The sequence below is a fragment of the Bradyrhizobium cosmicum genome, from assembly GCF_007290395.2.
In the GTDB taxonomy this organism is placed as follows: domain Bacteria; phylum Pseudomonadota; class Alphaproteobacteria; order Rhizobiales; family Xanthobacteraceae; genus Bradyrhizobium; species Bradyrhizobium cosmicum.
The window spans coordinates 4,398,033-4,424,326 of record NZ_CP041656.2 but is presented as its reverse complement, the minus strand read 5'-3'; the positions used below and the strand labels follow the sequence as shown (position 1 = coordinate 4,424,326).

Below are 26,294 nucleotides of genomic sequence, written 5' to 3'. Positions count from 1 at the left end.
CTCAGGAGCGAGGCCGGGATGCAGTTCGCTCTGAACGAGGATCAGGTCGCAGTTCGCGACATGGCGTTGGCGTTTGCGGCGGAGAAGATCGCGCCGCACGCGTTGCGCTGGGACGAGGAGAAGCATTTTCCCGTCGAGGTGATGCGCGAGGCGGCGACGCTCGGCATGGGCGGCATCTACATCCGCGAGGATGTCGGCGGCTCCGCAATGACGCGGTTCGATGCGGCGCTGATCTTCGAGGCGCTGGCGACAGGCTGTCCGACGACGTCGGCCTTCATCTCCATCCACAACATGGCGTCCTGGATGATCGATGCCTATGGCAGCGACACCCAGCGCCACACATGGCTGCCGAAGCTCTGCACCATGGAGCTGATTGCGAGCTACTGCCTGACCGAGCCGGGCGCCGGCTCCGATGCGGCAGCGCTGCGCACCCGCGCCGTGCGCGACGGGGACCACTATGTCCTCAACGGCCAGAAGCAGTTCATCTCCGGCGCCGGCGGCACGGATCTCCTCGTCACGATGGTCCGCACCGGCGGCGATGGCCCCGGCGGTATCTCGACCCTTGTCATCGACGGCAAGACGCCGGGGGTCTCGTTCGGCGCCAATGAGCGCAAGATGGGCTGGAACGCGCAACCGACCCGTGCGGTGATGTTCGAGAATGCCCGCGTGCCCGTGGCCAATCGCCTGAGCGAGGAGGGCGTCGGTTTCAAGATCGCGATGGCCGGCCTCGACGGCGGCCGCCTCAACATCACGGCGTGCTCGCTCGGCGGCGCCCAGACCGCGCTCGACAAGGCGCGCGCCTACATGAAGGAGCGCAAGGCGTTTGGCAAACGCCTCGACGAATTCCAGGCCCTACAATTCAAGCTCGCCGACATGGCGATCGAGCTCGAGGCCGCGCGCACCTTCCTGTGGCGCGCCGCCGCTGCGCTTGACCGCAAGGACCCCGATGCGACTATGCTGTGCGCGATGGCCAAGCGGTTCGGCACCGATGCCGGCTTCGAGGTCGCCAACCAGGCGCTGCAGCTTCACGGCGGCTACGGCTACCTCAGCGAATACGGCATCGAGAAGATCGTGCGCGATCTGCGCGTGCACCAGATCCTCGAAGGCACCAATGAAATCATGCGGCTCATCGTGGCGCGCAAACTGATCGAGGGCGCGCGATGACTGCAGTGGAGGAGGGCGACCTCATCGTTCGCCGCGAGGGCGCGGCGGGCGTGATCCGGCTCAACCGGCCCAAGGCGATCAACGCAATGACGCTGGAAATGTCTGAAGGCATCGACGCCGCGCTCGACAAGTTCGAGACCGATCCGGAAGTGGCCCTGATCATCCTGGAAGGCGCCGGCGAGCGCGGCCTCTGCGCCGGCGGCGACATCCGCGGCCTCTGGGAGAGCTCGCGCGAGGGCGGCGACCTCGGCGCGCGGTTCTGGCGCCAGGAATACATCATGAATGCGCGGATCGCGAAATATCCGAAACCGTATGTCGCGTTCATGGACGGCCTCGTGATGGGCGGCGGCGTCGGCCTGTCAGGCCATGCCAGCCATCGCATCGTCACCGATCGGACGAAACTTGCGATGCCCGAAGTCGGCCTCGGCTTTTTCCCGGACGTCGGCGGCACCTGGCTGCTGTCGCGCTCGCCCGGCGAGATCGGCACCTATTTCGGCCTCACCGGCCAGACCATGAACGGCCCCGACGCGATCCACGCGAAGTTCGCCGATGCCGTGGTGCCCGCGGCCAAATGGCCGGAGCTGCGCGAGGCACTGATGCGGGTTGGTCCAGCAGCGAGCCCGGCCGAAGTCAGCAAGCTCATCAACAGTTTCGCGACGGGCGATGCGGCCGGTCCGGTGGCGGCAAAGCAGGCGATGATCGATGCGTTGTTCGGTTTCGACCGCATGGAGGACATTGTCGCTGCGCTGACGCGTGACGGCTCCGAGTTCGCATTGGCCACGCTGAAGACGCTCAATGAGAAGTCACCGCGCGGTATGATGGTGACGCTGAAGCTGCTGCGGCTCGCGCGCACGACCTCGAGCCTCGAGGAGTGTCTGGTGCGCGAATATCGCGCCGCGCTGGAGGTCTTTCGCAGCGACGATTTCCGCGAAGGCGTGCGCGCCGCCGTGATCGACAAGGATCGCAACCCGACCTGGTCGCCGCCGCGGATCGAGGACGTCACACCGGAGATGCTTGCGCCGTATCTCGCCGGGATCGGCGCCGACGAGCTGAAGTTCAACTAATCAACGAAACGTCACAGCGGAGGAAATGAAGATGGCCACGATCGCATTCATCGGTCTCGGCAATATGGGCGGCCCGATGGCGGCCAATCTGGTCAAGGCCGGGCACAAGGTGGTGGCCTTCGACCTCGTCGAGGCCTCGCGCGCGCAAGCCAAGGCTGACGGCGCCGGCATCGCCGACAGTGCATCAGCCGCGGTGAAGGGCGCCGATGTCGTCGTCACCATGCTGCCGGCCGGCAAGCATGTGCTCGGCGTCTGGAACGAGGTCGTCCCTGTCATGACCAAGGGCGCGTTGATCATCGACTCTTCGACCATCGACGTCGAAAGCGCGCGTCAGGCGCACGCGCTCGCGGCCAGGAGCGGCGTGCTCTCGGTCGACGCGCCGGTCTCCGGCGGCACTGGCGGCGCCAAGGGCGCTACGCTCACCTTCATGTGCGGCGGCGATGAGAGTGCGTTTGCCGCGGCCAAACCCGTGCTGGAGAAGATGGGCAAGAAGATCGTGCATTGCGGCGGCGCCGGCGCAGGCCAGGCGGCCAAGATCTGCAACAACATGATCCTCGGCATTTCCATGATCGCGGTGAGCGAAGCCTTTGCGCTCGGCGAAAAGCTCGGGCTCTCGCACCAGGCGCTGTTCGACGTCGCCTCGACCTCGTCGGGCCAGTGCTGGTCGCTGACGACCTATTGCCCGGTGCCGGGTCCGGTGCCGACCTCGCCCGCCAACAACGACTACAAGCCGGGTTTTGCCTCGGCGCTGATGGTGAAGGATCTGACGCTGGCACAGGACGCCGCGAAGGCCGCGGGCGCCGCGACGCCGCTCGGCCTGCATGCGCAGGAAATCTACCAGGCCTTCGACAGGGACGGGCAGGGTGGGGTGGATTTTTCCGGAATTATCAAGCACGTTAGGGGGCTGGCCGGGAAAGCCTAATGACGACATTTCAGGACGCGCGCGCGTTTCTTCTGCAACATCGCACGGACTACGAGACAGCGGCCAAGGATTTCCGCTGGCCCGATCCGGTTCCCTTCAACTGGGCGCTCGACTGGTTCGACGCCGAGCTGGCGGCGAATGCGGAGAGCAAGGATCGGCCCGCGCTCTGGATCGTCGATGCCGCGCAGGACAAGCAGACGAAGCTATCCTTTGCGGCGCTCTCCAGGCGCTCCAACCAGGTCGCCAATTTCCTCCGCGCGCAGGGCTTGAAGCGCGGCGATCATCTTCTGCTGCTTCTCGGCAATGTGGTTCCGCTGTGGGAGACGATGCTGGCTGCGATGAAGCTCGGTGTCGTCGTCATTCCCGCCACCACGCTGCTCACCGCCGACGAGCTGCGCGACCGGCTCGATCGCGGCAAGGCGAAGGCGGTGGTGGCCGCGCAGGACCAGGTCGCCAAGTTCGCAAGCCTTGGCACCGAGAATGTCGTCCGCATCGTGGTAGGTGCCGGCTCCGACGGCTGGCTCGGATATGATGAGGCGGCGAAGGCGTCTGAGAGCTTCACGCCGGACGGCCCCACCAATGCCGACGACCCGATGCTGCTCTATTTCACCTCGGGCACCACGGCAAAACCTAAGCTCGTGCTGCACAGCCAGCGCAGCTATCCCGTCGGCCATCTCTCCACCATGTACTGGATCGGGCTGAAGCCCGGCGACGTCCATCTCAACATCTCGTCACCCGGCTGGGCCAAGCATGCCTGGAGCTGCTTCTTCGCACCGTGGAACGCCGGCGCGACCGTGTTCGTGCTCAACCAGCCGCGCTTCGATGCCAAGGCGCTGCTCGCCACCATCGGCCGCTGCGGCGTCACCACGCTGTGCGCGCCGCCGACGGTGTGGCGGCTGTTTATCCAGGAGAACCTGGCATCGTTCAAGGTGGCCTTGCGCGAGGTCTGCGGCGCCGGCGAGCCGCTCAATCCCGAAGTGATCGACCAGGTGAAGGCCGCCTGGGGGCTCACCATCCGCGACGGCTACGGCCAGACCGAGACGACTGCGCTCGCGGGCAATTCGCCAGGGCAGACAATCAAGGTCGGCTCGATGGGCCGGCCGCTGCCGGGCTACCGCGTGCAGGTTAGCGACGCCGATGGCCATCCCGCAAAGGAAGGCGAGGTGACACTGGTGCTGGGCGCCCACCGTCCCGCCGGCCTGATGCAGGGTTATCAAACCGATGACGGCAAGCTCTCGGGTGCTGAAGGTACGCTCTATCGTAGCGGCGACGTCGTGTTCGAGGACGAAGACGGCTATCTCACCTTCGTCGGCCGCTCCGACGACGTGTTCAAATCCTCGGACTACCGCATCAGCCCGTTCGAGCTGGAAAGCGTGCTGCTGGAGCACGAGCTGGTGGCGGAAGCGGCCGTGGTGCCGAGCCCCGATCCGATCCGGCTCGCAATCCCCAAGGCGTTCGTGCTGCTGACGGCAGACGCCGAGCGGACGGACCAGACCGCGCTCTCCATCTTCCAGCACCTGCACAGCCGCCTTGCGCCGTTCAAGCGTATCCGCCGTCTCGAAATCGTCACCGAGCTGCCGAAGACGATCTCTGGCAAAATCCGCCGCGTCCAGCTACGACGGCTGGAACGCGACGACGATCGCAATGATCCCTTGCGCGGCCGGGAATTCCGCGAGGAGGATTTTCCGGAGCTGTCGAAAACTAGAAGTGAGACCTGAAGCGAAATGAACGAAATCTGGAAGAAGCCGCCGATCACGCTGGAGGCCTATCAGGCTCTGGTCGGCAAGGAGATCGGCGTCTCGTCTTGGTACCTGATCGACCAGCCCCGCATCGACACCTATGCCGACGTCACCGAGGATCACCAGTTCATCCATGTCGATCCCGAGAGGGCCAAGGAGACGGCGTTCGGCACCACCATCGCGCACGGCTTCCTGACGATGTCGATGATGTCGGTGATGTCCTACGAAGTGATGCCGGCGATCGCGGGCACGACGATGGGCGTCAATTACGGCTTCGACAAGCTGCGCTTCATCTCGCCGGTACGCTCGGGCAAGCGCATCCGCGGCCGCTTCGTGCTGGCGGAAGCGAAGCTGCGCAAGCCCAACGAATTGCAGTCCCGCACCAACGTCACCGTGGAGATCGAAGGCGAGGACAAGCCCGCGCTGGTCGCCGACTGGCTCGGGCTGATCTATTTTGCCTGATCTGAGGCGTCGTTCCCGGGCTTGACCCGGCAACCCATCGCTGCTCAAAAGCCTGTCGAATTGATGGATGACCGGGTCAAGCCCGGCCATGACGAAACAGCATCCAGGAAGCACACTCATGGCAATCAGGTTCGACGGACGCGTCGCCATCGTCACCGGCGCGGGCAATGGTCTGGGACGTGCGCACGCGCTGGGATTGGCGAGCCGCGGCGCAAAGGTGGTGGTCAACGATTTCGGTGGCGCACGCGACGGCAGCGGCGGCTCGCTGTCGCCGGCGGAAACGGTGGTCGAGGAGATCCGCAAGGCGGGCGGCACCGCGATGGCCGACGGCGCCGACGTTTCGAATTTCGAGCAGGTCACCGCGATGGTCGCCCGCGCCACCAAGGAGTGGGGCAGCGTCGATCTGATGTGCGCCAATGCCGGCATCCTGCGCGACAAGTCGTTCGGCAAGATGGAAGCCGCCGATTTCCAGAAGGTGCTCGACGTGCACCTCGTCGGCACCTTCTACTGCTGCAAGGCGGTCTGGGCCGGCATGCGCGAGCGCAACTACGGCCGCATCGTGCTGACCACCTCGTCCTCCGGCCTCTACGGCAATTTCGGCCAGGCCAATTACGGCGCGGCGAAATCAGGCATGGTCGGCCTGATGAACGTGCTGGCCGAGGAAGGCCGCAAGAACGACATCCGTGTCAACATCATCTCGCCAACCGCGGCGACCCGCATGACCGAAGAGCTGCTGCCGCCGCAGGCGCTGCAATTGATGAAGCCGAACGCGATCACGCCCGCCGTCGAGTACATGCTGAGCGAGGACGCGCCGACCCGCACCATCATGGGCGCTGGCGCAGGCTCCTTCGCCGTCATCAAGATCCTGGAGAGCGAGGGTATCAACCTGCCGGAGTCAGAGTGGACGCCGGACGCAGTCGCCGCGCATTTCGCCGAGATCAGCGACATGTCCAAGGCGAGGGCGCTGCAGGGCGCGTTCGAGCAGACGCAGAAATACGTGGCCCAGGCGGCGGCACGGGCGGGCATCAAGCTGTAGCCCCGCTGTCATTCCGGGGCGCGCGTAGCGCGAACCCGGAATGACGAGCCAGGCCGGAGAATCTGGCCTAAACTCCGGCCATGACTCCACCTGAAAACCATGTTGCCGTCATCGGTGCAGGTCCCGCCGGCCTGATGGCGGCGGAGATGCTGGCGCAGGGCGGCGCCCGCGTCACCGTCTACGACGCCATGCCATCGGCCGGCCGCAAATTCCTAATGGCCGGCCGCGGCGGTCTCAACCTCACCCACAGTGAGCCGCTCCCGGATTTTCTCACCCGCTACCGGGAGGCGCCGCCACATCTGCGTGCCGCGATCGAGGCGTTTCCGCCCGATGCGCTGCGCGACTGGAGCGCGGCACTTGGACAGGTGACCTTCGTCGGCAGCAGCGGGCGTGTGTTTCCCAAAACGTTCAAGGCCTCGCCATTGTTGCGCGCCTGGTTGCGGCGGCTCGATGCGGCGCGCGTGCAATTCGCATTTCGGCATCGCTGGACCGGATGGGACGCGCAGGGGCGGCTCACATTCCAAACACCCGACGGCAGGCTTGCAATCGACGCAAAGGCAACCGTGCTCGCGCTCGGCGGCGCAAGTTGGCCTCGACTTGGGTCGGACGGTGGCTGGGTCGAACTCCTCGCGGCAAGGGGCATTGCCATCTCGAAGCTGAGGCCCGCCAATTCCGGCTTCACGGTCGCGTGGTCCGACGTCTTCCGTGATCGCTTCGAAGGCCAGCCGCTCAAGGGCGTGGCGCTCGCCATCGGATCACACACCCTGCGCGGCGAGGCGATGATCACGCGCAGCGGCATCGAAGGCGGCGCGATCTATGCGCTGTCGGCGGAGCTCCGCGAGGCGGTGCTGGGTCTGGGGCACGCGACGCTGATGATCGCCTTGCGGCCCGATCTCGACACGACTGCCCTGGCCACGCGGCTATCGGGGACGCGCGGCAAGCAGTCGCTCGCCAACTTCCTGCGCAAGGCGGCACAGCTGTCGCCGGTCGGCATCGGCCTGATGCAGGAAGCCGCCATAGCATCCGGACATCCACTGGCATCGTTCTCGCCGGCGGAGCTTGCATACCTGATCAATGCCATCCCGGTTCAGCTCACCGGTGTTGCCCCGATCGATCGTGCGATCTCGACGGCGGGCGGTATCACCTTCGACGAACTCGACGACCACTTCATGCTTCGCAAGCTGCCAGGCGTGTTCGCCGCCGGCGAGATGCTGGACTGGGAGGCGCCGACGGGCGGCTATCTGTTGCAGGCCTCGTTCGCGACGGGGGCCGCGGCGGGCAGGGGCGTGCTGGAGTGGCTGAGGCGCTAACCACCGTCATTGCGAGCGTAGCGAAGCAATCCAGGATCCTTCCGCAGAGGTAGTCTGGATTGCTTCGGCGCAAGAGCTCCTCGCATGACGGCCGAGAGAGCTGCGTCTACCTCAGCTTGCCCCGGGCCGACACCGGCAGCGTGCCGATGATCTCCTCGCCGCGCACCATCACCACCTCGTCCATCATGTTGACGACGACGCAGACATGGTTGGGGACGATGCGCACGACGTCACCGACGTTCGGCCGCGTGTTGCTGCGAGAGAGGTCCAGGAAGCCGTGCTCCTCGGCAAAACGCGCGATCTTGGCTTCGGGGTGTTCCAGGATCAGGCCGTGGCCGTCGAGCCCGCCGGTGTCCGTGGTCAGCGTCTTGGAGCCGGCGTCGAGAATGCCACGCTCGGGCGCGGCACGGCTCACCACCGTCGAATAGATGTGCAAGGCGCAGTCATCCCAGCTGGCGGCACCGGCGGCGACCTGCATGCGGTCGTTGTAGATATAGGTGCCGAAGCGATGCTCGGTGCCGCCCTTGAGCTTGCCGATGTTCTTCAGGTTCGGCGTGCCGCCGGTCGAGACGATCGTCGCCTCCAGCCCGTGCGCGCGGACGCCCGCCAGCGCCTCGTCGTAGAACTTCTGGGCGTCGGCCCAGCCGGTCTCGGTCGGATACAGCATGAAGCCGGCGAAGTGCAGGCCCTTGGACGCGGCGATCTCGCGCGCCAGCGCGATCGCTTCCGCCGGTGTCTCGACGCCGGCGCGCTTGCGCCCCGTATCGCATTCGACCACGACCGAGAGCGGTCGGCCTGACGCCGCGGCGGCCTTCGGCAGACCCGCGACGACGGTCGCATTGTCGGCGGCGACCGTCATGTTCGCCTTCGCCTGCAGCGCACCGAGCCGCGCCATCTTTTCTTCGCCGAGCAGATTGTAGCTGATCAGGATGTCGTCGATGCCGGCATTGGCCATGATCTCGGCCTCGCCGAGCTTCTGGCAGGTGATGCCCTTGGCGCCGGCCGCGATCTGCATCTTCGCGATCGTCGGATTCTTGTGCGTCTTGATGTGCGGTCGGTTGGCGATGCCGGCGTCGTCGCAGGCCTTCTGGATGCGTGCGATGTTGCGCTCGACCTTGTCCATGTCGATGACGGCGCAGGGCGTGCCGTATTCGCGGGCGATCTTGGCGGCGAGGGGAGTGGTCATCGGTTAAGCCTGTTCGATTTCTTCGCGGAGCATTTCCAGTTCGAGCCAGCGCTCTTCGGCGGCGGACAATTCACTATGCGCCTTGGCGATGGCGGCGGACGCATCGTCGAATTTCTTGCGGTCCTTGACGTAAAGTTTGGGATCGTCGAGCACGCGTTGCAGCCTGGCGATGTCGGCCTGCAATTTTTCCATCGTCTTCGGCAGCGTTCCCAGCGCGTGCTTCTCGTTGAAGCTCAGTTTGCGCCTGGATGCGGATGCGGGAGCATCGGGCCGATCCTCTTTTTTCTCCGCCGAGGCTTGCGCCTTCGCGACCTCGCGCTTCAGGTCTGCGCCGCGCTGGATCAGCATGTCGCTGTAGCCACCGGCATATTCGGTCCACTTGCCGTTGCCTTCTGGCGCGATGACTGAAGTCACGACGCGGTCGAGGAAGTCGCGGTCATGACTGATCAGGATCACCGTGCCCTCGTAATCGCCGAGCATGTCTTCGAGCACGTCGAGGGTTTCGAGATCGAGATCGTTGGTCGGCTCGTCCAGCACCAGCAGGTTCGAAGGCTTGGCCAGCGCGCGTGCCAGCATCAGCCGGCCGCGTTCACCGCCTGAGAGCACCTCCACAGGCGTGCCGCGCTGCTCCTGTGCGAACAGAAAGTCCTTCATGTAGCCGACCACATGCTTCGGCTTGCCGCCGACCATGATCTGGTCGCCGCGGCCGCCGGTCAGCGCCTCCGCCAGCGTCGATTTCGGATCGAGGCTTTCGCGGTGCTGGTCGAGGGTGGCCGTCTCCAGATTGGCGCCGAGACGTACCGTGCCGGAGTCCGGCTGCATGCCGCCGGTAAGCAGATTGACCAGCGTGGTCTTGCCGGCGCCATTCGGCCCGATGATGCCGATCCGGTCGCCGCGCTGGATGCGGGTGGAGAAATTGTCGACGATCATGCGACCGCCATAGGCCTTGGTGATGCCCTTGGCTTCGATCACCAGTTTGCCCGACTGATCCGCCTCGGCCGCGGCGAGACTGGCGGTGCCGGCGGTGCCGCGATAGTTGCGCCGCTGGTCGCGTAGCGCATGCAGATTGCCAAGCCGCTTGACGTTGCGCTTGCGCCGGCCGGAGACGCCATGGCGCAACCAGTGCTCCTCGTCGACGATCTTGCGGTCGAGCTTGTGCTGGTCGCGCTCTTCTTCCGCCAGCACCTCGTCGCGCCAGCTCTCGAACGAGGCAAAGCCGCGGTCGATCTGCTTGATCTTGCCGCGATCGAGCCAGGCCGTGGAGCGGGAGAGATTGGTGAGGAAGCGGCGGTCATGGCTGATGATCACCAGCGCGCTGCGGCGGCTGTCGAGCTCCTTTTCCAGCCACTCGATGGTGGCGAGATCCAGATGGTTGGTCGGCTCGTCCAGCAGCAATATGTCGGGCGAGGGCGCCAGCACATAGGCCAGGGCCGCGCGGCGCGCCTCGCCGCCCGAGAGGTTGTGCGGGTCCTCGTCGCCGCTGAGGCCAAGCTGCTCCAGCAGATAGCGTGCCTGATAGGAATCGTCGCCGGGCGCGAGCCCGGATTCGACATAGCCGAGCACGGTCTTGTGCTCGCCGAAATCCGGCTCCTGCGGCAGATAGCGAACGGTGGCGCCGGGCTGCACGAAGCGCGTGCCACCGTCGGGCTCGACCAGGCCGGCCGCGATCTTGAGCAGCGTCGACTTGCCGGAGCCGTTGCGGCCGATCAGGCAGACCCGCTCGCCGGCCGCGACGTTGAGCTCGACGCCTGACAGCAACGGCGTGCCGCCGAAGGTCAGCTTGATGTCTTTCAGTTGGATCAGCGGCGGCGCCATGGTCAGTCCTGACTCAAATTCTGGCTCGTTGCGGCCTGATCGGCGCGGCGGCGCTGGATCCGGCGCAGCGTCTGGTCGAGCGCGGAGAGGAAGGCCGAACGGTCGCGCGGCGCGAACGAGCGCGGGCCGCCGGTGACTTCACCGGCCGAGCGCAGATCGGTCATCAGATTGCGCACCGCCAGCGTCATGCCGATCGATTCCTCCGTGAACGGCTTGCCGTTCGGCGCGATCACGTCGGCGCCCGCCTTCACGCAGCGGCTGGCCAGCGGAATGTCGGAGGTGACGACGACGTCGCCGGGCTTGACCCGCTCCACGATCCAGTCGTCGGCGGCATCCATGCCCGCGCCCGCCGCGATGCGCTCGATCAACGGGTCCTGCGGGACGCGGATGAAGTTGCCGGCGACGACGCTCACGGGCACGCTGTGCCGGAGCGCGACGCGGTAGATCTCGTCCTTGACCGGGCAGGCGTCGGCGTCGACATAGATGCGGGTGGGGCTGTCAGTCATTCGCGGCGTGGTACCCCATTCGGGCCGCAAAGGCGAGGGGATTGACCGGTGTTCCCCGGGGCCTAGGATCGGCCCGGAAACAACAAGAATACAGGGAAGACGACCCCATGCCGAACCGGCTCGAAACCTGGCGCGTCGAGGCCTACAACACCGCCAAGCAATCCGAAAACAAGATGCATGACGACACCGTGGCCCGCCGCTTCGGCTTTTCCGGCGGACTGGTCCCGGGCGTCGATGTCTTCGCCTACATGATGCACGTGCCGGTGGCGCGCTGGGGCCGCGATTTCCTGGCGCGCGGGCTGATCGAGGCTCGCTTCATCAAGCCGGTCTATGACGGCGAAACCGCCGACGTCGATGCGACCGAGCACAACGGCCAGCTCACGATCGAGGTGTTCAGCCGCACCGAGCTCTGCGCCACCGGGACAGCGTCGCTGCCGGCGGCTGCGCCCGTGGTTTCGTTGAGCGACTATGTCGAGGTGCCCGCGGTAGCCGAGCGCAAGCCGGTCGGCCCGGCGACCTTCGAGACAGGCAAATGGCTTGGCACGACGCCGCGCCGATGGATCGGGCAGGACGCGGCCGATTATCTCGCCGATATCAGGGAGACCGATCCGATTTTCGCGCGCGAGGGATTTGGCCATCCCGGCCTGATCCAGCGCGTGATGAACCGCGTGCTGGTCGACAATACCGTTCTGGGCCCGTGGATCCACGTCGGCAGCCGCATGCAGCTGCTGTCGGCCGCGCGCGCCGGCGACGAGATCACCGCACGCGCGAAGGTCACCGCGACCTACGAGAAGAAGGGCCACCGCTTCGTCGAGCTCGACGCGCTGGTCGTGGCCAACGGCACGACGCCGCTCGCGCACTGCCAGCACACCGCGATCACCCAGCCGCGCGAGCAGGCGGCGGCGTAGGCGGAACTAGGCACATCGTCACCACATCGTCATGCCCGGGCTTGTCCCGGGCATCCACGTTCTCCGGACCTCGCGTCAAGGCGTGGATGGCCGGGACAAGCCCGGCCATGACGGCGGAGAAAGAGCGTCCCCCTTACGCCGCCTTGCCCTTCGCATCCTGGATCGCGCGCCACACCCGCTCCGGGGTCAGCGGCATGTCGATGTGCTTGATGCCGTAGTCGGAGAGCGCATCGACCACCGCGTTCACGACGGTCGACAGGCTGCCGGCGCAGCCGGCTTCGCCGCAGCCCTTGCTGCCGAGCGGATTGGTCGTGGCCGGCACCGGGTGATCGCCGACCGTCATGTTCGGCACGTCCTCGGCGCGCGGCAGGGCGTAGTCCATCAGCGAGCCCGTGATCGGCTGGCCGCTCTCGTCGTAGCGGACTTGCTCCATCAGTGCCTGGCCGATGCCCTGGACCACGCCGCCATGGAGCTGGCCCGCAACCAGCATCGGGTTGATCACCGTGCCGAAATCGTTGACCGCGCTGTAGCGCACGATCTGGACCACGCCGGTGTCAGGATCGATCTCGACCTCGGCGACGTGGCAGCCGTTCGGGAACGCCGACGGCACCGGCTCGCTGGTGTGGTCGACGTCGAGAGAGTCAGGCACGCCGTCCGGTGTCTTGCCGTCATGCAGGCGCTTGGCCAGCTCCATGATGTCGATGCTGCGGTCGGTGCCGGCGATGGTGAAGTTGCCGTCGGCGAACTCGATGTCGGCCTCGGACGCCTCCAGCATGTGGGCTGCGGCGCGCTTGCCCTTTTCGATGACCAGCTTCGAGGCCTCCACGATGGCCTGTCCGCTCGCGGTGATCGAGCGGGAGCCGCCGGTGCCGTTGCCGGTATGAACGATGTCGCTGTCGCCCTGCACCAGCTTGACGCTGTCGAAGGGTACACCGAGTTGCGAACAAAGCACCTGCGCGAATGCGGACGCGTGGCCCTGGCCGTAATCGAGCGTACCGGTGATCAGCTGCACGCTGCCATCGGGATCGAACACGATCTTGCCGAGCTCGGGGCTCGGCGGCGCGGTGACCTCGAGATAGGAGCCGACCGCGATGCCGCGCAGCTTGCCGGCCTTCTTGCTCTCCTTCTTGCGCTTGGCGAAGTTCTCGTGGTCGGAGATTTCCAGCGCCTTGTTGAAAACGGCCTGGAAGTCACCGCTGTCATAGGTGACGCCGGAGGAGGCCGCGAACGGGATCTGGTTCGGCTTGATGAAGTTGCGCTTGCGCATCGTCAGCCGGTTGATGCCCATCTCGTCGGCGGCGCGGTCGATCAGCCGCTCCATGTAGTAGTTCGCCTCGGGTCGGCCGGCGCCGCGATAGGCGCCCATCAGCGTGGTGTTGGTCAGCACCGTCTTGATGTCGATGCCCATCAGTGGCGTGCGGTAGACGCTGGAGAAGTTCTTGCCGGTGTTGAGCGAGAGCGGGCCGGGCGCGACGCCAGTGATGTAGGCACCGAGATTGCCGTAGCCGGACAGCTTCGCCGCGAGGAAGTGCCCCTCGGCGTCGAGCGCCAGCTCGGCATGGATCTTTTGCGCGCGGCCGTGGCTGTCGGAGAGGAAGGCGGTCGAGCGCTCGTCGAGCCACTTCACCGGGCGGCCCAGCGCCTTGGCCGCGTACAGGATGCACATGTATTCGGGGTAGTTGACGTTCTTCATGCCGAAGGAGCCGCCGACATTTGCGGTCAGGATGCGCACCTTCTCGTTCGGCACTTTCAGGTTCTTGGCGAGGTTGGCGCGGTTGCCCGCGACGCCCTGCGTCGGCATCTGGATGGTGTAGCGCTCGGTGTTCTTGTCGTAGGAGGCCAGGCCGACGCGCGGCTCCATCGAGACCACGGCGACGCGGGTGTTCTCGATGTCGATCTTGGTAACGTGGGCCGCGCCGGCGAACGCTGCGTTGACCTTGTCCATGTCGCCGTAATGGTAGTCGAGCGCGACGTTGTTCGGGATGTGGTCGTAGAGCTGCGGTGCGCCGGGTTTTGCGGCTTCCTCGGGATCGGTCACGGCCGGCAGCGGCTCGATGTCGAGTTCAACGGCTTCGGCCGCGTCGCGGGCCTGCGCCAGCGTCTCGGCTACCACGAAGGCGACGGGATCGCCGACGAAGCGGACCTTGTCGGTCGCCAGCGGCTGGCGGTTGGTCTGGAGCAGGGGGGAGCCGTCGCGGTTCTTCAGCGGCAGGCCGCAGGTGAAGGGGCCGTAGCCGGCGGCGTCGAGGTCCTTGCCGGTCCACACCCCCAGCACGCCCGGCATCGCCTTGGCGGCATCAAGGCCGATGCCGCGGATCACGCCATGGGCATGGGGCGAGCGGACCACCACGGCATAGGCCTGGCCGGGCAGGTTGAAATCGTCGGTATAGCGGCCCTTGCCGCGGACCAGCGTGTCGTCCTCCTTGCGGCGGACGGGCTGCCCGACGCCGTATTTTTGCAGTGCAATAGCGTTTTCGAGCGTGGACGATTTGGTGTGTTCTTGCATGGAATTGACCTGAAAAGCCGGCAATTGCGCGGTTGGGGGGCGCCTGGAGGGCCGGACCTTCCAAAAATAGCCCACCGGCCCGTTCACGACAACGCACGAATGGGCATGGTCCCATGTGATGCGTTGTTGCGCAGGACTGACGCGCTGCTAATGTTTCAGGCGAAAAGCAATTCCAGATCGGCCCGAACCGGCCGCGGAAAGACAGTTTATATGAATGACCACACGCGGCTCCGCGACGGCCATGCGCCGCACGGTGGGCTCGAGGGGTCGATGGCGGCGGTGGCGTTGGCCCCCGAACCGGCTGTCGCCGCGCAAGCGCCGGGAACCGGCGTCTACGCGGCGCTGGACCTCGGCACCAACAATTGCAGGCTCCTGATCGCCTCTCCGACCAGCGACGGCTTTCGCGTGGTCGATTCCTTCTCGCGCATCATCCGGCTCGGCGAGGGCGTCTCGGCAACCGGCTGCATCAGCGAGGCCGCGATCGAGCGCGCCATTTCCGCGCTGAGCATCTGCCGGGACAAGATCAACCTGCGGAAGGCGCGGCGGTTGCGGCTGATCGCGACCGAAGCCTGCCGCGCGGCCTCGAACGCGGAAGGTTTCCGCAGTCGCGTCGCGGCCGAGACCGGGATCGAGCTCGAGGTGATCGACCGCGAGACCGAGGCCTCGCTTGCCGTGCTCGGCTGCTCACCGCTGGTCGATCCCAGGGGCAGGGGCGCGATCCTGTTCGACATCGGCGGCGGCTCGACCGAGCTGGTGCGGATCGAGCGTGATCCGGAGAATCCTGAGCCGCGCATCAAGGCCTGGATGTCGATCCCGCTCGGCGTGGTCACGCTCGCCGAGCAGTTCGGCGGCCGCGACGTGACACCCGAGATCTATGCCGCGATGGAGCAGGAGGTCGCCAACCACGTCGCGCCGTTTGCCGAACAGCACGGCGGCGATCTCGCCGACATGCACCTGCTCGGCACCTCCGGCACCGTGACGACGCTGGCCGGCATTCACCTCAATCTCGTGCGCTATGATCGTCGCCGCATCGACAGCGTCTGGATGAACGATACCGACATTACCGCGACCATCAGCAAGCTGCTCGGCATGAGCTACGAGGAACGTGCGAACAATAGCTGCATCAGCGTCGAGCGCGCCGATCTCGTGCTCGCCGGCTGCGCCATCCTCGATGCGATCCGTCGCGCTTTCCCGCTGCCGCGCCTGCGCGTCGCCGACCGGGGCCTGCGCGAGGGCATGCTGGTCGAGATGATGCGCGAGGACGGCGCGCTCGGGAGCTGGTGAGATGGCCAAGGACACCACCGGCCGCTTGCACGTCCAGGTCAAGACCGGCGGCAAGCGCAAATTGTCGTCGAAGCTGTGGCTGGAGCGGCAGCTCAACGATCCCTATGTGGTCAAGGCGAAGGCGCTGGGTTACCGTTCGCGCGCGGCGTTCAAGCTGCTCGAGATCGACGACAAATACCGGCTGCTGAAGCACGGCATGGCCGTGGTCGATCTCGGCGCGGCGCCAGGCGGCTGGAGCCAGATCGCGGCCAAGCGCGTCGGCTCGGTCGACGGCAAGGGCAAGGTCGTCGCGATCGATCTGCTTGATATGCCCGAGATTGCCGGCGTCGAGTTCGCGCAGCTCGACTTCATGGACAATGACGCCCCGGCGAAGCTGAACGCGATGCTCGGCGGTGGCGCCGACGTCGTGATGTCCGACATGGCGGCCAACACCACGGGTCACCGCAAGACCGACCAGCTTCGCATCGTCGGCCTGATCGAGACCGCCGCGGCGTTCGCCTGCGACGTGCTCAAGCCCGGCGGTACGTTCCTGGCCAAGGCGTTCCAGAGCGGCGCCGACGCCGAACTGCTCGCCCAGCTCAAGCGCGACTTTGCGACGGTGCGTCACGTCAAGCCCGCCGCGAGCCGGGCGGACTCGTCCGAGCGCTACGTGCTGGCGACGGGGTTTCGGGGCGAGGCAAAGACGTAACCACAGCCTCCGTCATTGCGAGGAGCGAAGCGACGAAGCAATCCAGAGAGCCTCTGCAGATGCATTCTGGATTGCTTCGCTTCGCTCGCAATGACGAATTGAGCTAACCCAGCCGCTGGTCCCGCACGTCCTGCGTATCCTCGGTCGCCGCCTTGACGGCCGCCTTGGCGGCGCTCTTGTCCGCGCCCTTGCGGCTGGAAATGTCCCCCACCTTACGGCCGGAGATCTCGTGGCCGGCGTCCGCGGGCATCTGCCAGAAGAACCAGCTCGACGCCGCCGAGGTCAGCGCCACCACGACGAAGGCGGGGGCGAACACATTGGCGTTGAGCTCGCTGACATGGCTGAGCCACATCGTCGTCTCCACCGAGGCTGCGCCGACGGCGACGCCGGCGGAGACCGCGAGCTGCTGGTTGACGCTGACCAGCGTGGTGGCGCGGCTCATCTGCGCGGTCTCGACCTCGGCATAGGCCACCGTGTTGATCGCGGTGAACTCCAGCGAGCGGAAGAAGCCGCCGACCACCAGGATCACCATGATGATGAGCAGCGGCGTCGTCACGGTGAACAGCGCGCAGATGCCGAGGAAGACCGCGCTGACGATCGCGTTCACCGTCATCAGATTGCGGAAGCCGAAGGTGCGGATGATGCGCGCCGCCAGCGTCTTCATGCCCATGGCGCCGAGCGAGGAGCCGAAGGTGACGAGGCCGGAATGGAACGGCGACAGCCCGAAGCCGATCTGCATCAGGAGCGGCAGCAGGAACGGCAGTGCGCCGATGCCGAGCCGGAACAGGAATCCGCCGAGCACGGCCGCGCGCAGCGTCGGCAGGTTCAGCAGCGAAAAATCCAGCACCGGCGACCCCGTCCGCCGGGCATGAATGACGTAGAGCGTCATCGAGATCGAACCGCCGACGACCAGCGCCGCGACCGTGCTCCACGGCAGCAGGTTGAGGCCGGCCACGGACAGGCCGAAGGCAATGCCCGCAAGCCCGAGCCCGGCGAGCACCATGCCGTAAAGATCGAACGGCTCGCGTTCCTCACTCTTGATCGGGTCGATGAACTTCAGCGCCATGAAGATGCCGAGCAGCCCGATCGGGATGTTGATCAGGAAGATCCAGTGCCACGACGCGTAGGTGGTGATGAATCCGCCGAGCGGCGGGCCGATCACGGGACCTATCAGCGCGGGGACCGTCACCCAGGCCATGGCATTGACCAGCGCGCTCTTGTCGACCGAGCGCAGCAGCACGAGGCGCCCGACCGGCGTCATCATCGCCCCGCCCATGCCCTGGAGGATGCGCGCGAAGACGAAATCGGTGACCGAGCTCGAGAGTGCGCAGCCGACCGAGCCGACCATGAACACGCCGACCGCGATCGCGAACACCATCCGCGCGCCGAACCGGTCGGCGGTCCAGCCGCTCGCCGGAATGAACACCGCCAGCGACAGCAGGTAAGAGGTGATCGCGAGCTTCAGCGTCAGCGGGCTGGTGCCGATGTCGGCGGCGATCGCCGGCAGCGAGGTGGCGATCACCGTCGAATCCATGTTCTCCATGAACAGGGCGGTGGCCACGATCAGAGGAATGACGCGTTGCTTGTCGACCATGACGGATTGGTAATGAAAATCAGAAGAGGGGTGGAGTTGCGGCTTACCACCACGACACGGTCAGGACCATTGCGGATCGACGCATAGCACCTAAATCGCGCGTAACAACGGTGTGACCCTCTCCCGTCATTCCGGGGCGTGCACCTGGCGCGAGCCCGGAATCCATTGGGCCGCAGGGGCCGCCGCGAAATGAATTCCCGGCTGGCTACTTCGTCGCGCCCCGGAATGACGGCGGGCATGGGCTATCCACGCTGAATTTACTTAAAAACCCTGTGCATGGCTGGCCAGCGATCCGAATTGCTTTGATTCGTCATCCGGCCGTGCTATCGACCCGCGTCAACCCCACCGATGGGCTCCGATTCTCCGGCGACGCCGCAAGGCACGCCGAGGGCGGCGCTCATCCATAGCTATTTGCGGCAGGGCCGCGGAAGGAGTTGGCAGATGGCCATGGTTCAACAAGGCATTCGCGAAGCCTTTACGTTCGACGACGTGCTGTTGAAGCCGGGCCTGTCGGATGTCATGCCGGGCGAGGTCGACATCCGCTCCCGCGTCACCCGCGCCATTCCGCTCAACATTCCGATCATGGCCTCCGCCATGGACACGGTCACCGAAGCCCGCATGGCGATCGCCATGGCGCAGGCCGGCGGCCTTGGCGTCATCCACCGCAATTTCGATCCGGAAGGGCAGGCTGCCCAGGTGCGGCAGGTCAAGCGCTACGAGTCGGGCATGGTGGTGAACCCGCTCACCATCAGCCCCGATGCCACGCTGGACGACGCGCTCAAGTTGATGAGCGACCACGGCATCTCCGGCATTCCCGTCGTCACCGGCGCCGGCAAGAACACGCCCGGCAAGCTGGTCGGCATCCTCACCAACCGCGACGTGCGCTTTGCCACCGACCGCAGGCAAAAAGTCTCCGAGCTGATGACGCACGAGAAGCTCGTCACGGTGCGCGAGAATGTCAGCCAGGACGAGGCGCGGCGGATGCTGCACCAGCATCGCATCGAGAAGCTGCTCGTGGTTGACGAGCAGTATCGCTGCGTCGGCCTCGTCACGGTGAAGGACATGGAGAAGGCAGTCGCTCATCCGCTCGCCTGTAAGGATGCGCAGGGCCGCCTGCGCGTCGCCGCTGCCACCACGGTCGGCGACACCGGCTTCGAGCGCACCGAGCGGCTGATCGATGCCGGCGTCGACCTCATCGTCGTCGACACCGCGCACGGCCATTCCCGCCACGTGCTGCATGCCGTCAACCGCATCAAGCGTCTGTCCAACTCGGTGCAGGTCGTGGCCGGCAACGTCGCCACCACCGAAGGCACGCAGGCACTGATCGACGCGGGTGCCGACTGCATCAAGGTCGGCATCGGCCCGGGCTCGATCTGCACCACGCGCATCGTCGCCGGCGTCGGCGTTCCCCAACTCACCGCGATCATGGATGCGGTGGAAGCTGCGAAGAAGGCCGACATTCCTGTCATTGCCGACGGTGGCATCAAGTTTTCCGGCGACCTTGCCAAGGCGCTTGCCGCCGGCGCCGACATCGCGATGGTGGGCTCGCTGCTCGCCGGCACCGACGAGACGCCCGGCGAAGTCTTCCTGTGGCAGGGCCGGTCCTACAAGGCGTATCGCGGCATGGGTTCGGTCGGCGCGATGGCGCGCGGCTCGGCCGACCGCTACTTCCAGCAGGACATCAAGGACACGCTCAAGCTCGTGCCTGAAGGCATCGAGGGCCAGGTGCCCTACAAGGGCGCGGTCGGTCACGTCATGCACCAGCTCGCCGGCGGCCTGCGCGCCGCCATGGGGTATGTCGGCGCAAAGGACATGAAGGAGCTGCACGAGAAAGCGAACTTCGTTCGCATCACCGGTGCCGGCCTGCGCGAAAGCCACGTCCACGACGTGACCATCACGCGCGAGAGCCCGAATTATCCGGGCGGGGGTTAGTTACACCGCCCTCAGCTGCGCGCGAGCACATAGGTTTCGATGCGCTTGCCTCAACGACGGTGTCGTGCCCCGGCTTGACCGGGGCGCCCAGTACACCGCAGCTTCTCGGCTCAACCACGACTGTCTCTGGAATACTGGATCGCCCGATCAAGTCTGGCGATGACAGCCAGTGTGTGGCTCCACGCTTTTGTATTGACGCAGGTCCCTCCCTCCGCTTCCGTTCGCGGCGACAGCAATCCGGAGGAAGCCCCCATGTCCCAAGCAAAACGCATCGTTCTTGCCGCGCGTCCCGTCGGCGAACCAAAGCCGTCCGATTTCCGCACCGAGGAATTCGCTGTCCCGACACCGGGGCAGGGCGAAGTCCTGCTGCGCACGATCTGGCTGTCGCTCGATCCGTACATGCGCGGGCGCATGAGCGACGGTCCGTCCTACGCGACGCCGGTGCCTGTCGGCGGTGTGATGGAAGCCGGTACGGTCTGCGAAGTCGCTGCGTCCAACAATCCGAACTTCGCCAAGGGCGACATCGTGCTCGCGCGCGCGGGCTGGCAGACCCACGCGATCTCGGACGGCAAGGGGCTCGCCAAGGTCGATCCGAAGCTCGCACCGATCTCGACCGCCATCGGCGTGCTCGGCATGCCCGGCATGACCGCCTATACGGGCCTGCTCGACATCGGCAAGCCGCAGGAAGGCGAGACCGTCGTCGTCGCCGGCGCCTCCGGTGCGGTCGGCTCGGCCGTCGGCCAGATCGCCAAGATCAAGGGCGCCCGCGCGGTCGGCATCGCCGGCGGCAAGGACAAGTGCGACTACGTGGTGAAGGAGCTCGGCTTCGACGCCTGCCTCGACCATCGCGATCCCGATCTCGCCGCGAAGCTGAAGGAAGCCTGCCCGAAAGGCATCGACGTCTATTTCGAGAATGTCGGCGGTGCCGTGTTCGAGGCGGTGTTCCCGCTGCTCAATCCGTTCGCGCGCATTCCGGTCTGCGGACTGATCGCGCATTACAACGACACCGAGTCCAAGCCGCCAAAATGGGCCGGCGCGATGATGCGTACGATCCTGACCAAGCGGCTGAACTTCCGCGGCTTCATCGTCTCCGACTTCGCCTCTCGCCATGGCGACTTCCTGCGCGACATGTCTGGCTGGGTCCGCGACGGCAAGGTCAAGTACAAGGAGTTCGTTACCGAGGGCCTGGACAGCGCGCCGGGCGCCTTCATCGGGCTGCTGAAGGGCGCCAATTTCGGCAAGCAGCTGGTACGGGTCGGGCCGGACAAGGCTTAATTGCCAACGTTTGGCTGCAAGACCTGGTTGCAGATTGGCCACTCCCCAGGCGGGAGTGGTTAATAAAGAGTCACCGATCGGCCACACCTGCCCGTAAAAACCGCAGGTGTGACCGGTCGTTCATTGACCTCGAAGCGAAGGCATTGAATCATCGCACATATTTCGGGTGTTGCGATGTTAGAGATCGGTATTTTCTGCGTCATTGTTCTGGCCGCCGGCTATTGGACGGCGATGTATGTCATGGGCCGTCGTGACGACGTCATTCATGGCAAGTTCGTGCACACCGACAACGAGGACGCGCTCACGCAGCCCGCGATGCCTCCGCCGCCATTTCCGAAGCGTCCGGTCAAGGCCGCCGCGCCAGCCAATGTTCAGTCCGTGAAGGCTGAGGCGAAGCCGGTCAACAGCGACGCGCTGCAATCCTTGCTCGCCGCGATCCAGCAGGATCTCAAGAGCGTCGCCTGACGAGCGCGGTTAGTGCCCCCCGCCCATCTGGGCGAACAACTCCTCGATATCGACATCGACCTGTCCGGCGGCGCGGACGTGGCGGACTTCGAAACTGTCGGACTTGAAGCGGTATTCGACCAGGCCAACTTCCTTGTTTCCAATCCGCTCTTGGCGCTTGTCGTTGATGACAAAGCCTGCCGATGGCGCCCAGACGTGGCGCGTATGGCGGAAGGTAAATTCGCGCCGCTGGTGGACGTGGCCGCTGGCGATCAGGCGCAGATCGACGCCCGCGAACATCCCGATCAGCCGCGCGCGTGCCGGCTGCGGCACGTAGCGGATCGAGGTCTCCGGGGTTTCGGGGTCGTCGGGCGAATTGAGGAACAGCGGCTTGTGCAGGAACAGCGCGACCGGCTTTCCGCTCGCCCGCGCGATCTCCCGAGACAGCCAGTCGAACTGCTCGGCCTCGAACGCCAGCCCCGCATTCATCACCAGCGTGTTGAGGCCGATGAAGTGCCAGCCCGCTTGCTCGAACGACCAATGGTCTTCGCCGATGATGTCGCGAAACTGCTGGCGGTGAGCTTCGGTGACCGGAGGCTTGGGGGCCGGCCCGATTGCGGTCGGATTGTCGCCGATGTCGTGATTGCCGGGAATGTAGCGGCAGGCGACGGGCAGGGCCTCGTGCAGGCCCTTGGCGAACTCGATATCGTCGCGGCTGGTCGGCCCGTCGAACGAAACGTCGCCGGTGTTGACGACGAGATCGGGCCTGTTAGCGTCGATGTGCTCACTGACTCGGTGGAAGTTGGCGATCAGGCCGGGGAAGCGCCGGCCGAGATGGGTGTCGGAAATCTGCGTCAGGCGAAATTCGGACATGCGGTCAGCTTAGCCGGGGTCGCGCGTCGGAACGATGACGGTGCGGGCATGCATCGCCGTGAACAAAGTTTAGAACACGCGGTAGCGGATCGTGTAGGCGTCCTGCGGAGCAACTGCGCCCGCCACCGGCGAGGCGACGCGATCGGCGAGATGCCACGGGCTGAAGTCCTTCGAGCGGTGCGGCTCGGCAGATAGGCGGAGACGGAATTCGAAGGTGCCCTTGCCGGGCAGGTTGACGGCCAGCACGCGGTCCGCGGTGCGATGGTTGAGCACGACCGCGCCACGCAGCAGCGCGCGGCCGTCGCCGAGCTCGCGCACGCCGTCGACAAGCGCCAGCGTCTGGTTGCGGTCGGTGTGCAGCTCGATCTGGGCATCGGACACCGTCGTCAGCGTCTCCCTGGGCATGCGGATCTCGAACTCGACGGCGGGCCTGGACGGGTTGAGGCCGAGATAGGCTAGCGCGGCATGGCGCATGTCGTAGGCGGCAAAGGCGAACAGGACAATCGCGGCGAGTACGGCGAGACCGTGCCTGGCGACGTCGCGCCAGGTCCGGTAGCTCAGGCGGAAATACACTGTCATCGCCAGCGCCACGGCAAGCGCTGCCGCGATGCCTGACAGCGCCGACATCAGGATGCCGAGCCGGCCGTCGGCGGATTCGCTCCAGAGGCTGGACAGGATGGTCATGGCGCTCGCCTGGCGGCCTTAAGCGGCCAAAAATCGCTTCAACTATCGCCATTTGGTCGCGGGATCGGGAACACCGGTTCAACTGGTTGATTGTCAGCGCCAGAAGTCGCGGCTAATGACGGGTCCGCGGCATGCCGCCTGACGGGAAAGTTCCGATGTCCATTCAAATGGTTTTGCTGCCTGTCTTCGTGCAGGTGGGTCTCACCTTCGCGCTCCTGATCGGCGTGGTGTTCCGGCGCCGCAAGGCGTCGGTCTCGGGCGAGGCCAGGAGCCCCGACATTGCGCTTGGCGAGTTCGAGCTGCCGGTGCTGTTCTACGCCCTGATCGCGCTGGCATTGCCGCTCCGCCATGCAGATCTTTTCATCGTGCTGATGTCCTGGGTGTTCGTGGTGACGCGGTTTGCCCATGCCGGCATCTTCGCCTCCTCCGACAAGCCCGGTCCGCGTTCGACGGTCTGGCTCGCCGGCGTGCTCGTGCTGTTGGCGATGTGGATCTACTTCGCGCTGAAAATGCTGTTGCTGATCTAGGCGCTTGGGCGCCGGATCCAATCTGAAAGATTCAAATGACTCCCGCTGCCCGGCTGTCCGCAGCCATCGAACTGATCGACACCATCGAGAAAGACCGCGTGCCCGCGGCCAAGGCGCTGAAGGAGTGGGGCACCGCGCACCGCTTTGCCGGCTCGGGCGACCGTGCCGCGATCGCCGGCCTCGTCTGGGACGTGCTGCGCCGCTATGCCTCGAGCGCCTGGCTGATGGATGCCGATACCGCGCGGGCGCGGCTGATCGGCATGCTCCGCCTCGAGCGCAACATGGATACGGCCACCATGGCCGCCTTGTTCGACGGCAGCCGGTTTGCGCCGGCGCCGTTGACGGACGCCGAGCAGGCGGCGCTCGCCTCGCGTTCCCTGAAGGATGCTCCGGCCGCCATCGCCGGCGACTATCCCGAATGGCTCGATTCCCATCTGGCGAAAGCGTTCGGCGAGGACCGCGTTGCCGAGGCCGCCGCGATGGCGAGCCGGGCGCCGCTCGACCTGCGCGTCAACACGCTAAAGTCCAATCGGGACAAGGTGCTGCGCGGGCTTGCTCATCTTCATGCGAAACCGACGCCCTGGTCGGCAAACGGCCTGCGCATCGAGCTTTCGGCCGATGCGCGCAATCCCGGCATCCAGTCGGAAGAGGATTTCATCAAGGGCGCCGTTGAAGTGCAGGATGAAGGATCGCAGCTTGCGGCCCAGCTCACCGCGGCAAAGCCCGGCGAGCAGGTGATCGATCTCTGTGCGGGCGCCGGCGGCAAGACGCTGGCGCTGGCCGCGATGATGCAGGGCAAGGGCCGCTTGATCGCGACCGATAGCGACAAGCGCCAGCTTGCGCCGATCCATGAACGGCTGTCGCGCGCCGGCGTCCACAACGCCGATATCCGCACGCCCAAGGGTGAGGTCGATCCGCTGGCCGACATCAGCGGCACCGCCGACCTCGTCGTCATCGACGCGCCCTGCACCGGAACCGGAACCTGGCGCCGCAACCCCGACGCCAAATGGCGCATGCGGCCGGGCGCGCTGGAGATCCGCCTGCGCGACCAGGCCGCGGTGCTGGATCGCGCCGTGCCGCTGGTCAAGGCCGGCGGCCGCATCGCCTACATCACCTGCTCGGTGCTATCTAAAGAGAATGGCGAGCAGGTGAGGGCATTCGTCGCGCGGCATCCCGGGTTTGCGGTCGTTCCGCCCGAGCAGACCGCCAGCGTGCTCTGGGACAAGGCGGAAGCGTTCGCGGACGCCGCGCTGCAGTCGCCGGAGGGCTGGCTGATGACGCCGCGGCGGACCGGGACGGACGGGTTTTTCGTGTCGGTGCTGAAGAAGACGGCCTGATCTTGCGCCCTCGTCATTCCGGGGCGCCCGCAGGGCGAGCCCGGAATCCATCGCTGGGCAGTCCCTGCGGCCTGATGGATGCCGGGCTCTCGCTTCGCGAGCCCCGGAATGACAGGGCCAAAACAAAAACCCCGCAAACCGGATCCCGGTCGCGGGGCTTTCCAATAGTTGCGCTCTGCCGGTACGTCCGAGCTCAGAACGGTGCGCGGGCGTTAGCCGACGCGGAGATTATCAGCCGACGACTTGCCGCTGCGGCGGTCGGCGACGATGTCGAACGAGACCTTCTGGCCCTCGTTGAGGGTCGACAGGCCGGCGCGTTCGACAGCGCTGATGTGGACGAACACGTCCTTCTGGCCGTCGTCCGGCTGGATGAAACCATAACCCTTTTGGGTGTTGAACCACTTCACGGTGCCCATAGCCATGGGAATTTCCTTTGTTAGAGATGGTACGCACGCGGACCGGAACGCGTCGCTGCGCCCATGATCCTGTTCAGTCGATGTTTGGAGAAGTCATCTGAAGCGTGCGCGCCCGTCTGCAACGAAGCGAAGCGGCCCAGTCGTTCGGCCAAGTATCGATGATCACATTATAGCGAGATTTTGGGCTACTTCAAGGCACCACCCGCGCCCCGGCATGTCGCGTGACTTTGCTATTTTGCGGTGCAATTGAACCGACCCGGCGTGCCTCAGTCCACGATGAAAAGCGTGGCGCCGGTGGCCGTGGACGACCGGTGCGCGGGGTCGCCGAAATCGGAGACTTGGTAGCTCATGCCCGCGGTGAGCTTGAATTTGCGCCCGTCGCGCAGCTCGCTGTCGAGCTCGCCCTTCACGACGAAGATCACGTGGCCACGGTCGCACCAATGGTCGGCGAGATAGCCCGGCGAATACTCCACCATCCGCACCCGGAGATCGCCGGTGTTGAGCGTGCGCCACAGCGCCTGGCCGGTCTCGCCGGCATGCGTGGTCGGCTCGACTTTGCTCCAGTCGGTGACGGTGAAGGGGGAGGTGGGGAGTTTCATGGTGGAATCCTGTCTTTATGCCG

General features: G+C 65.8%; 24 protein-coding genes. 15 read left to right on the top strand and 9 right to left on the bottom strand.

Annotated elements, in window-relative coordinates; all coding sequences use genetic code 11:
• Positions 1–18 precede the first annotated feature (18 nt).
• From FNV92_RS21395 to FNV92_RS21365, 7 genes are all read left to right on the top strand, one after another.
• Entirely contained in the window at positions 19–1,164 is a 1,146-nt protein-coding gene (locus tag FNV92_RS21395) for an isobutyryl-CoA dehydrogenase (RefSeq protein WP_143844683.1), read from the top strand.
• Positions 1,161–2,228, top strand: coding sequence for an enoyl-CoA hydratase/isomerase family protein (locus FNV92_RS21390; protein WP_143844684.1), 1,068 nt, complete (start codon positions 1,161–1,163; stop codon positions 2,226–2,228). The genes FNV92_RS21395 and FNV92_RS21390 overlap by 4 nt, the downstream gene beginning before the upstream one ends.
• Before the next feature lie 31 nt (positions 2,229–2,259).
• Positions 2,260–3,150, top strand: coding sequence for a 3-hydroxyisobutyrate dehydrogenase (gene mmsB, locus FNV92_RS21385; protein ID WP_244623657.1), 891 nt, complete (start codon positions 2,260–2,262; stop codon positions 3,148–3,150).
• On the top strand, positions 3,150–4,868 hold the full coding sequence (locus FNV92_RS21380; RefSeq protein ID WP_143844686.1) for an AMP-binding protein: 1,719 nt from the start codon (positions 3,150–3,152) through the stop codon (positions 4,866–4,868). Before mmsB ends, FNV92_RS21380 begins: the two co-directional genes overlap by 1 nt.
• Before the next feature lie 6 nt (positions 4,869–4,874).
• On the top strand, positions 4,875–5,351 hold the full coding sequence (locus tag FNV92_RS21375; RefSeq protein WP_143844687.1) for a MaoC family dehydratase: 477 nt from the start codon (positions 4,875–4,877) through the stop codon (positions 5,349–5,351).
• A gap of 118 nt (positions 5,352–5,469) precedes the next feature.
• Complete coding sequence (locus tag FNV92_RS21370; protein ID WP_015686756.1) at positions 5,470–6,387, top strand: SDR family NAD(P)-dependent oxidoreductase; 918 nt, start codon at positions 5,470–5,472, stop codon at positions 6,385–6,387.
• Positions 6,388–6,467: 80 nt separating this feature from the next.
• Positions 6,468–7,697 carry a BaiN/RdsA family NAD(P)/FAD-dependent oxidoreductase gene (locus FNV92_RS21365; RefSeq protein WP_143844688.1) on the top strand — a complete coding sequence of 410 codons (1,230 nt, stop codon included), beginning with the start codon at positions 6,468–6,470 and terminating at the stop codon, positions 7,695–7,697.
• Between the two features lie 106 nt (positions 7,698–7,803).
• Here FNV92_RS21365 and FNV92_RS21360 read toward each other — a convergent pair whose 3' ends face one another.
• From FNV92_RS21360 to FNV92_RS21350, 3 genes are read right to left on the bottom strand one after another with little or no spacing between them, the layout of a single operon-like run.
• The gene (locus FNV92_RS21360; protein WP_143844689.1) at positions 7,804–8,883 is read right to left on the bottom strand and encodes a D-TA family PLP-dependent enzyme; all 1,080 of its coding nucleotides are present in this window, start codon (positions 8,881–8,883) and stop codon (positions 7,804–7,806) included.
• A gap of 3 nt (positions 8,884–8,886) precedes the next feature.
• Complete coding sequence (locus tag FNV92_RS21355) at positions 8,887–10,698, bottom strand: ABC-F family ATP-binding cassette domain-containing protein (protein WP_143844690.1); 1,812 nt, start codon at positions 10,696–10,698, stop codon at positions 8,887–8,889.
• A gap of 2 nt (positions 10,699–10,700) precedes the next feature.
• The gene (locus tag FNV92_RS21350; protein WP_143844691.1) at positions 10,701–11,204 is read right to left on the bottom strand and encodes a YaiI/YqxD family protein; all 504 of its coding nucleotides are present in this window, start codon (positions 11,202–11,204) and stop codon (positions 10,701–10,703) included.
• A gap of 107 nt (positions 11,205–11,311) precedes the next feature.
• Between FNV92_RS21350 and FNV92_RS21345 the strand changes: the two genes are divergently transcribed.
• Positions 11,312–12,112, top strand: coding sequence for a hotdog family protein (locus FNV92_RS21345; protein ID WP_143844692.1), 801 nt, complete (start codon positions 11,312–11,314; stop codon positions 12,110–12,112).
• A 133-nt stretch (positions 12,113–12,245) separates the two neighbouring features.
• Here FNV92_RS21345 and FNV92_RS21340 read toward each other — a convergent pair whose 3' ends face one another.
• Positions 12,246–14,618, bottom strand: a complete 2,373-nt coding sequence (locus tag FNV92_RS21340; RefSeq protein WP_143844693.1) for a xanthine dehydrogenase family protein molybdopterin-binding subunit — start codon at positions 14,616–14,618, stop codon at positions 12,246–12,248.
• A gap of 210 nt (positions 14,619–14,828) precedes the next feature.
• Between FNV92_RS21340 and FNV92_RS21335 the strand changes: the two genes are divergently transcribed.
• Positions 14,829–15,902, top strand: a complete 1,074-nt coding sequence (locus FNV92_RS21335; protein ID WP_143844694.1) for a Ppx/GppA phosphatase family protein — start codon at positions 14,829–14,831, stop codon at positions 15,900–15,902.
• Position 15,903: 1 nt separating this feature from the next.
• Positions 15,904–16,590: an RlmE family RNA methyltransferase gene (locus FNV92_RS21330; protein ID WP_143844695.1), complete on the top strand. Its 687-nt coding sequence runs from the start codon at positions 15,904–15,906 to the stop codon at positions 16,588–16,590.
• Between the two features lie 103 nt (positions 16,591–16,693).
• Here the strand turns inward: FNV92_RS21330 and FNV92_RS21325 are convergent, their stop codons facing one another.
• On the bottom strand, positions 16,694–18,184 hold the full coding sequence (locus FNV92_RS21325) for a DHA2 family efflux MFS transporter permease subunit (protein WP_143844696.1): 1,491 nt from the start codon (positions 18,182–18,184) through the stop codon (positions 16,694–16,696).
• 441 nt (positions 18,185–18,625) lie between these two features.
• Here FNV92_RS21325 and guaB point away from each other — a divergent pair, with 441 nt between their 5' ends.
• The 3 genes from guaB to FNV92_RS21310 all read left to right on the top strand — a co-directional run bounded on the left by guaB (position 18,626) and on the right by FNV92_RS21310 (position 21,856).
• Positions 18,626–20,116, top strand: a complete 1,491-nt coding sequence (gene guaB / locus FNV92_RS21320) for an IMP dehydrogenase (protein WP_143844697.1) — start codon at positions 18,626–18,628, stop codon at positions 20,114–20,116.
• A gap of 252 nt (positions 20,117–20,368) precedes the next feature.
• Positions 20,369–21,391, top strand: coding sequence for an NADP-dependent oxidoreductase (locus tag FNV92_RS21315; RefSeq protein ID WP_143844698.1), 1,023 nt, complete (start codon positions 20,369–20,371; stop codon positions 21,389–21,391).
• A 174-nt stretch (positions 21,392–21,565) separates the two neighbouring features.
• Positions 21,566–21,856, top strand: a complete 291-nt coding sequence (locus tag FNV92_RS21310; RefSeq protein WP_143844699.1) for a hypothetical protein — start codon at positions 21,566–21,568, stop codon at positions 21,854–21,856.
• Positions 21,857–21,865: 9 nt separating this feature from the next.
• Here FNV92_RS21310 and FNV92_RS21305 read toward each other — a convergent pair whose 3' ends face one another.
• The gene (locus tag FNV92_RS21305; RefSeq protein WP_143844700.1) at positions 21,866–22,708 is read right to left on the bottom strand and encodes a metallophosphoesterase family protein; all 843 of its coding nucleotides are present in this window, start codon (positions 22,706–22,708) and stop codon (positions 21,866–21,868) included.
• 69 nt (positions 22,709–22,777) lie between these two features.
• A complete protein-coding gene (locus FNV92_RS21300; protein ID WP_143844701.1) occupies positions 22,778–23,392 on the bottom strand; it encodes an acriflavin resistance protein in 615 nt (204 codons plus the stop codon).
• Positions 23,393–23,547: 155 nt separating this feature from the next.
• On the opposite strand from FNV92_RS21300, the gene FNV92_RS21295 reads away from it, so the two are divergent.
• Together FNV92_RS21295 and FNV92_RS21290 are read left to right on the top strand one after the other, a co-directional pair.
• Positions 23,548–23,919 (top strand): MAPEG family protein, encoded by a 372-nt coding sequence (locus FNV92_RS21295; RefSeq protein WP_041748380.1) that lies wholly within the window; start codon positions 23,548–23,550, stop codon positions 23,917–23,919.
• Between the two features lie 35 nt (positions 23,920–23,954).
• Positions 23,955–25,256 (top strand): RsmB/NOP family class I SAM-dependent RNA methyltransferase, encoded by a 1,302-nt coding sequence (locus tag FNV92_RS21290; RefSeq protein WP_143844702.1) that lies wholly within the window; start codon positions 23,955–23,957, stop codon positions 25,254–25,256.
• 212 nt (positions 25,257–25,468) lie between these two features.
• Here FNV92_RS21290 and FNV92_RS21285 read toward each other — a convergent pair whose 3' ends face one another.
• Together FNV92_RS21285 and FNV92_RS21280 are read right to left on the bottom strand one after the other, a co-directional pair.
• Positions 25,469–25,678, bottom strand: coding sequence for a cold-shock protein (locus tag FNV92_RS21285; RefSeq protein WP_015686739.1), 210 nt, complete (start codon positions 25,676–25,678; stop codon positions 25,469–25,471).
• Positions 25,679–25,938: 260 nt separating this feature from the next.
• Positions 25,939–26,271: a DHCW motif cupin fold protein gene (locus FNV92_RS21280; protein WP_015686738.1), complete on the bottom strand. Its 333-nt coding sequence runs from the start codon at positions 26,269–26,271 to the stop codon at positions 25,939–25,941.
• Between the last annotated feature and the right edge of the window lie 23 nt (positions 26,272–26,294).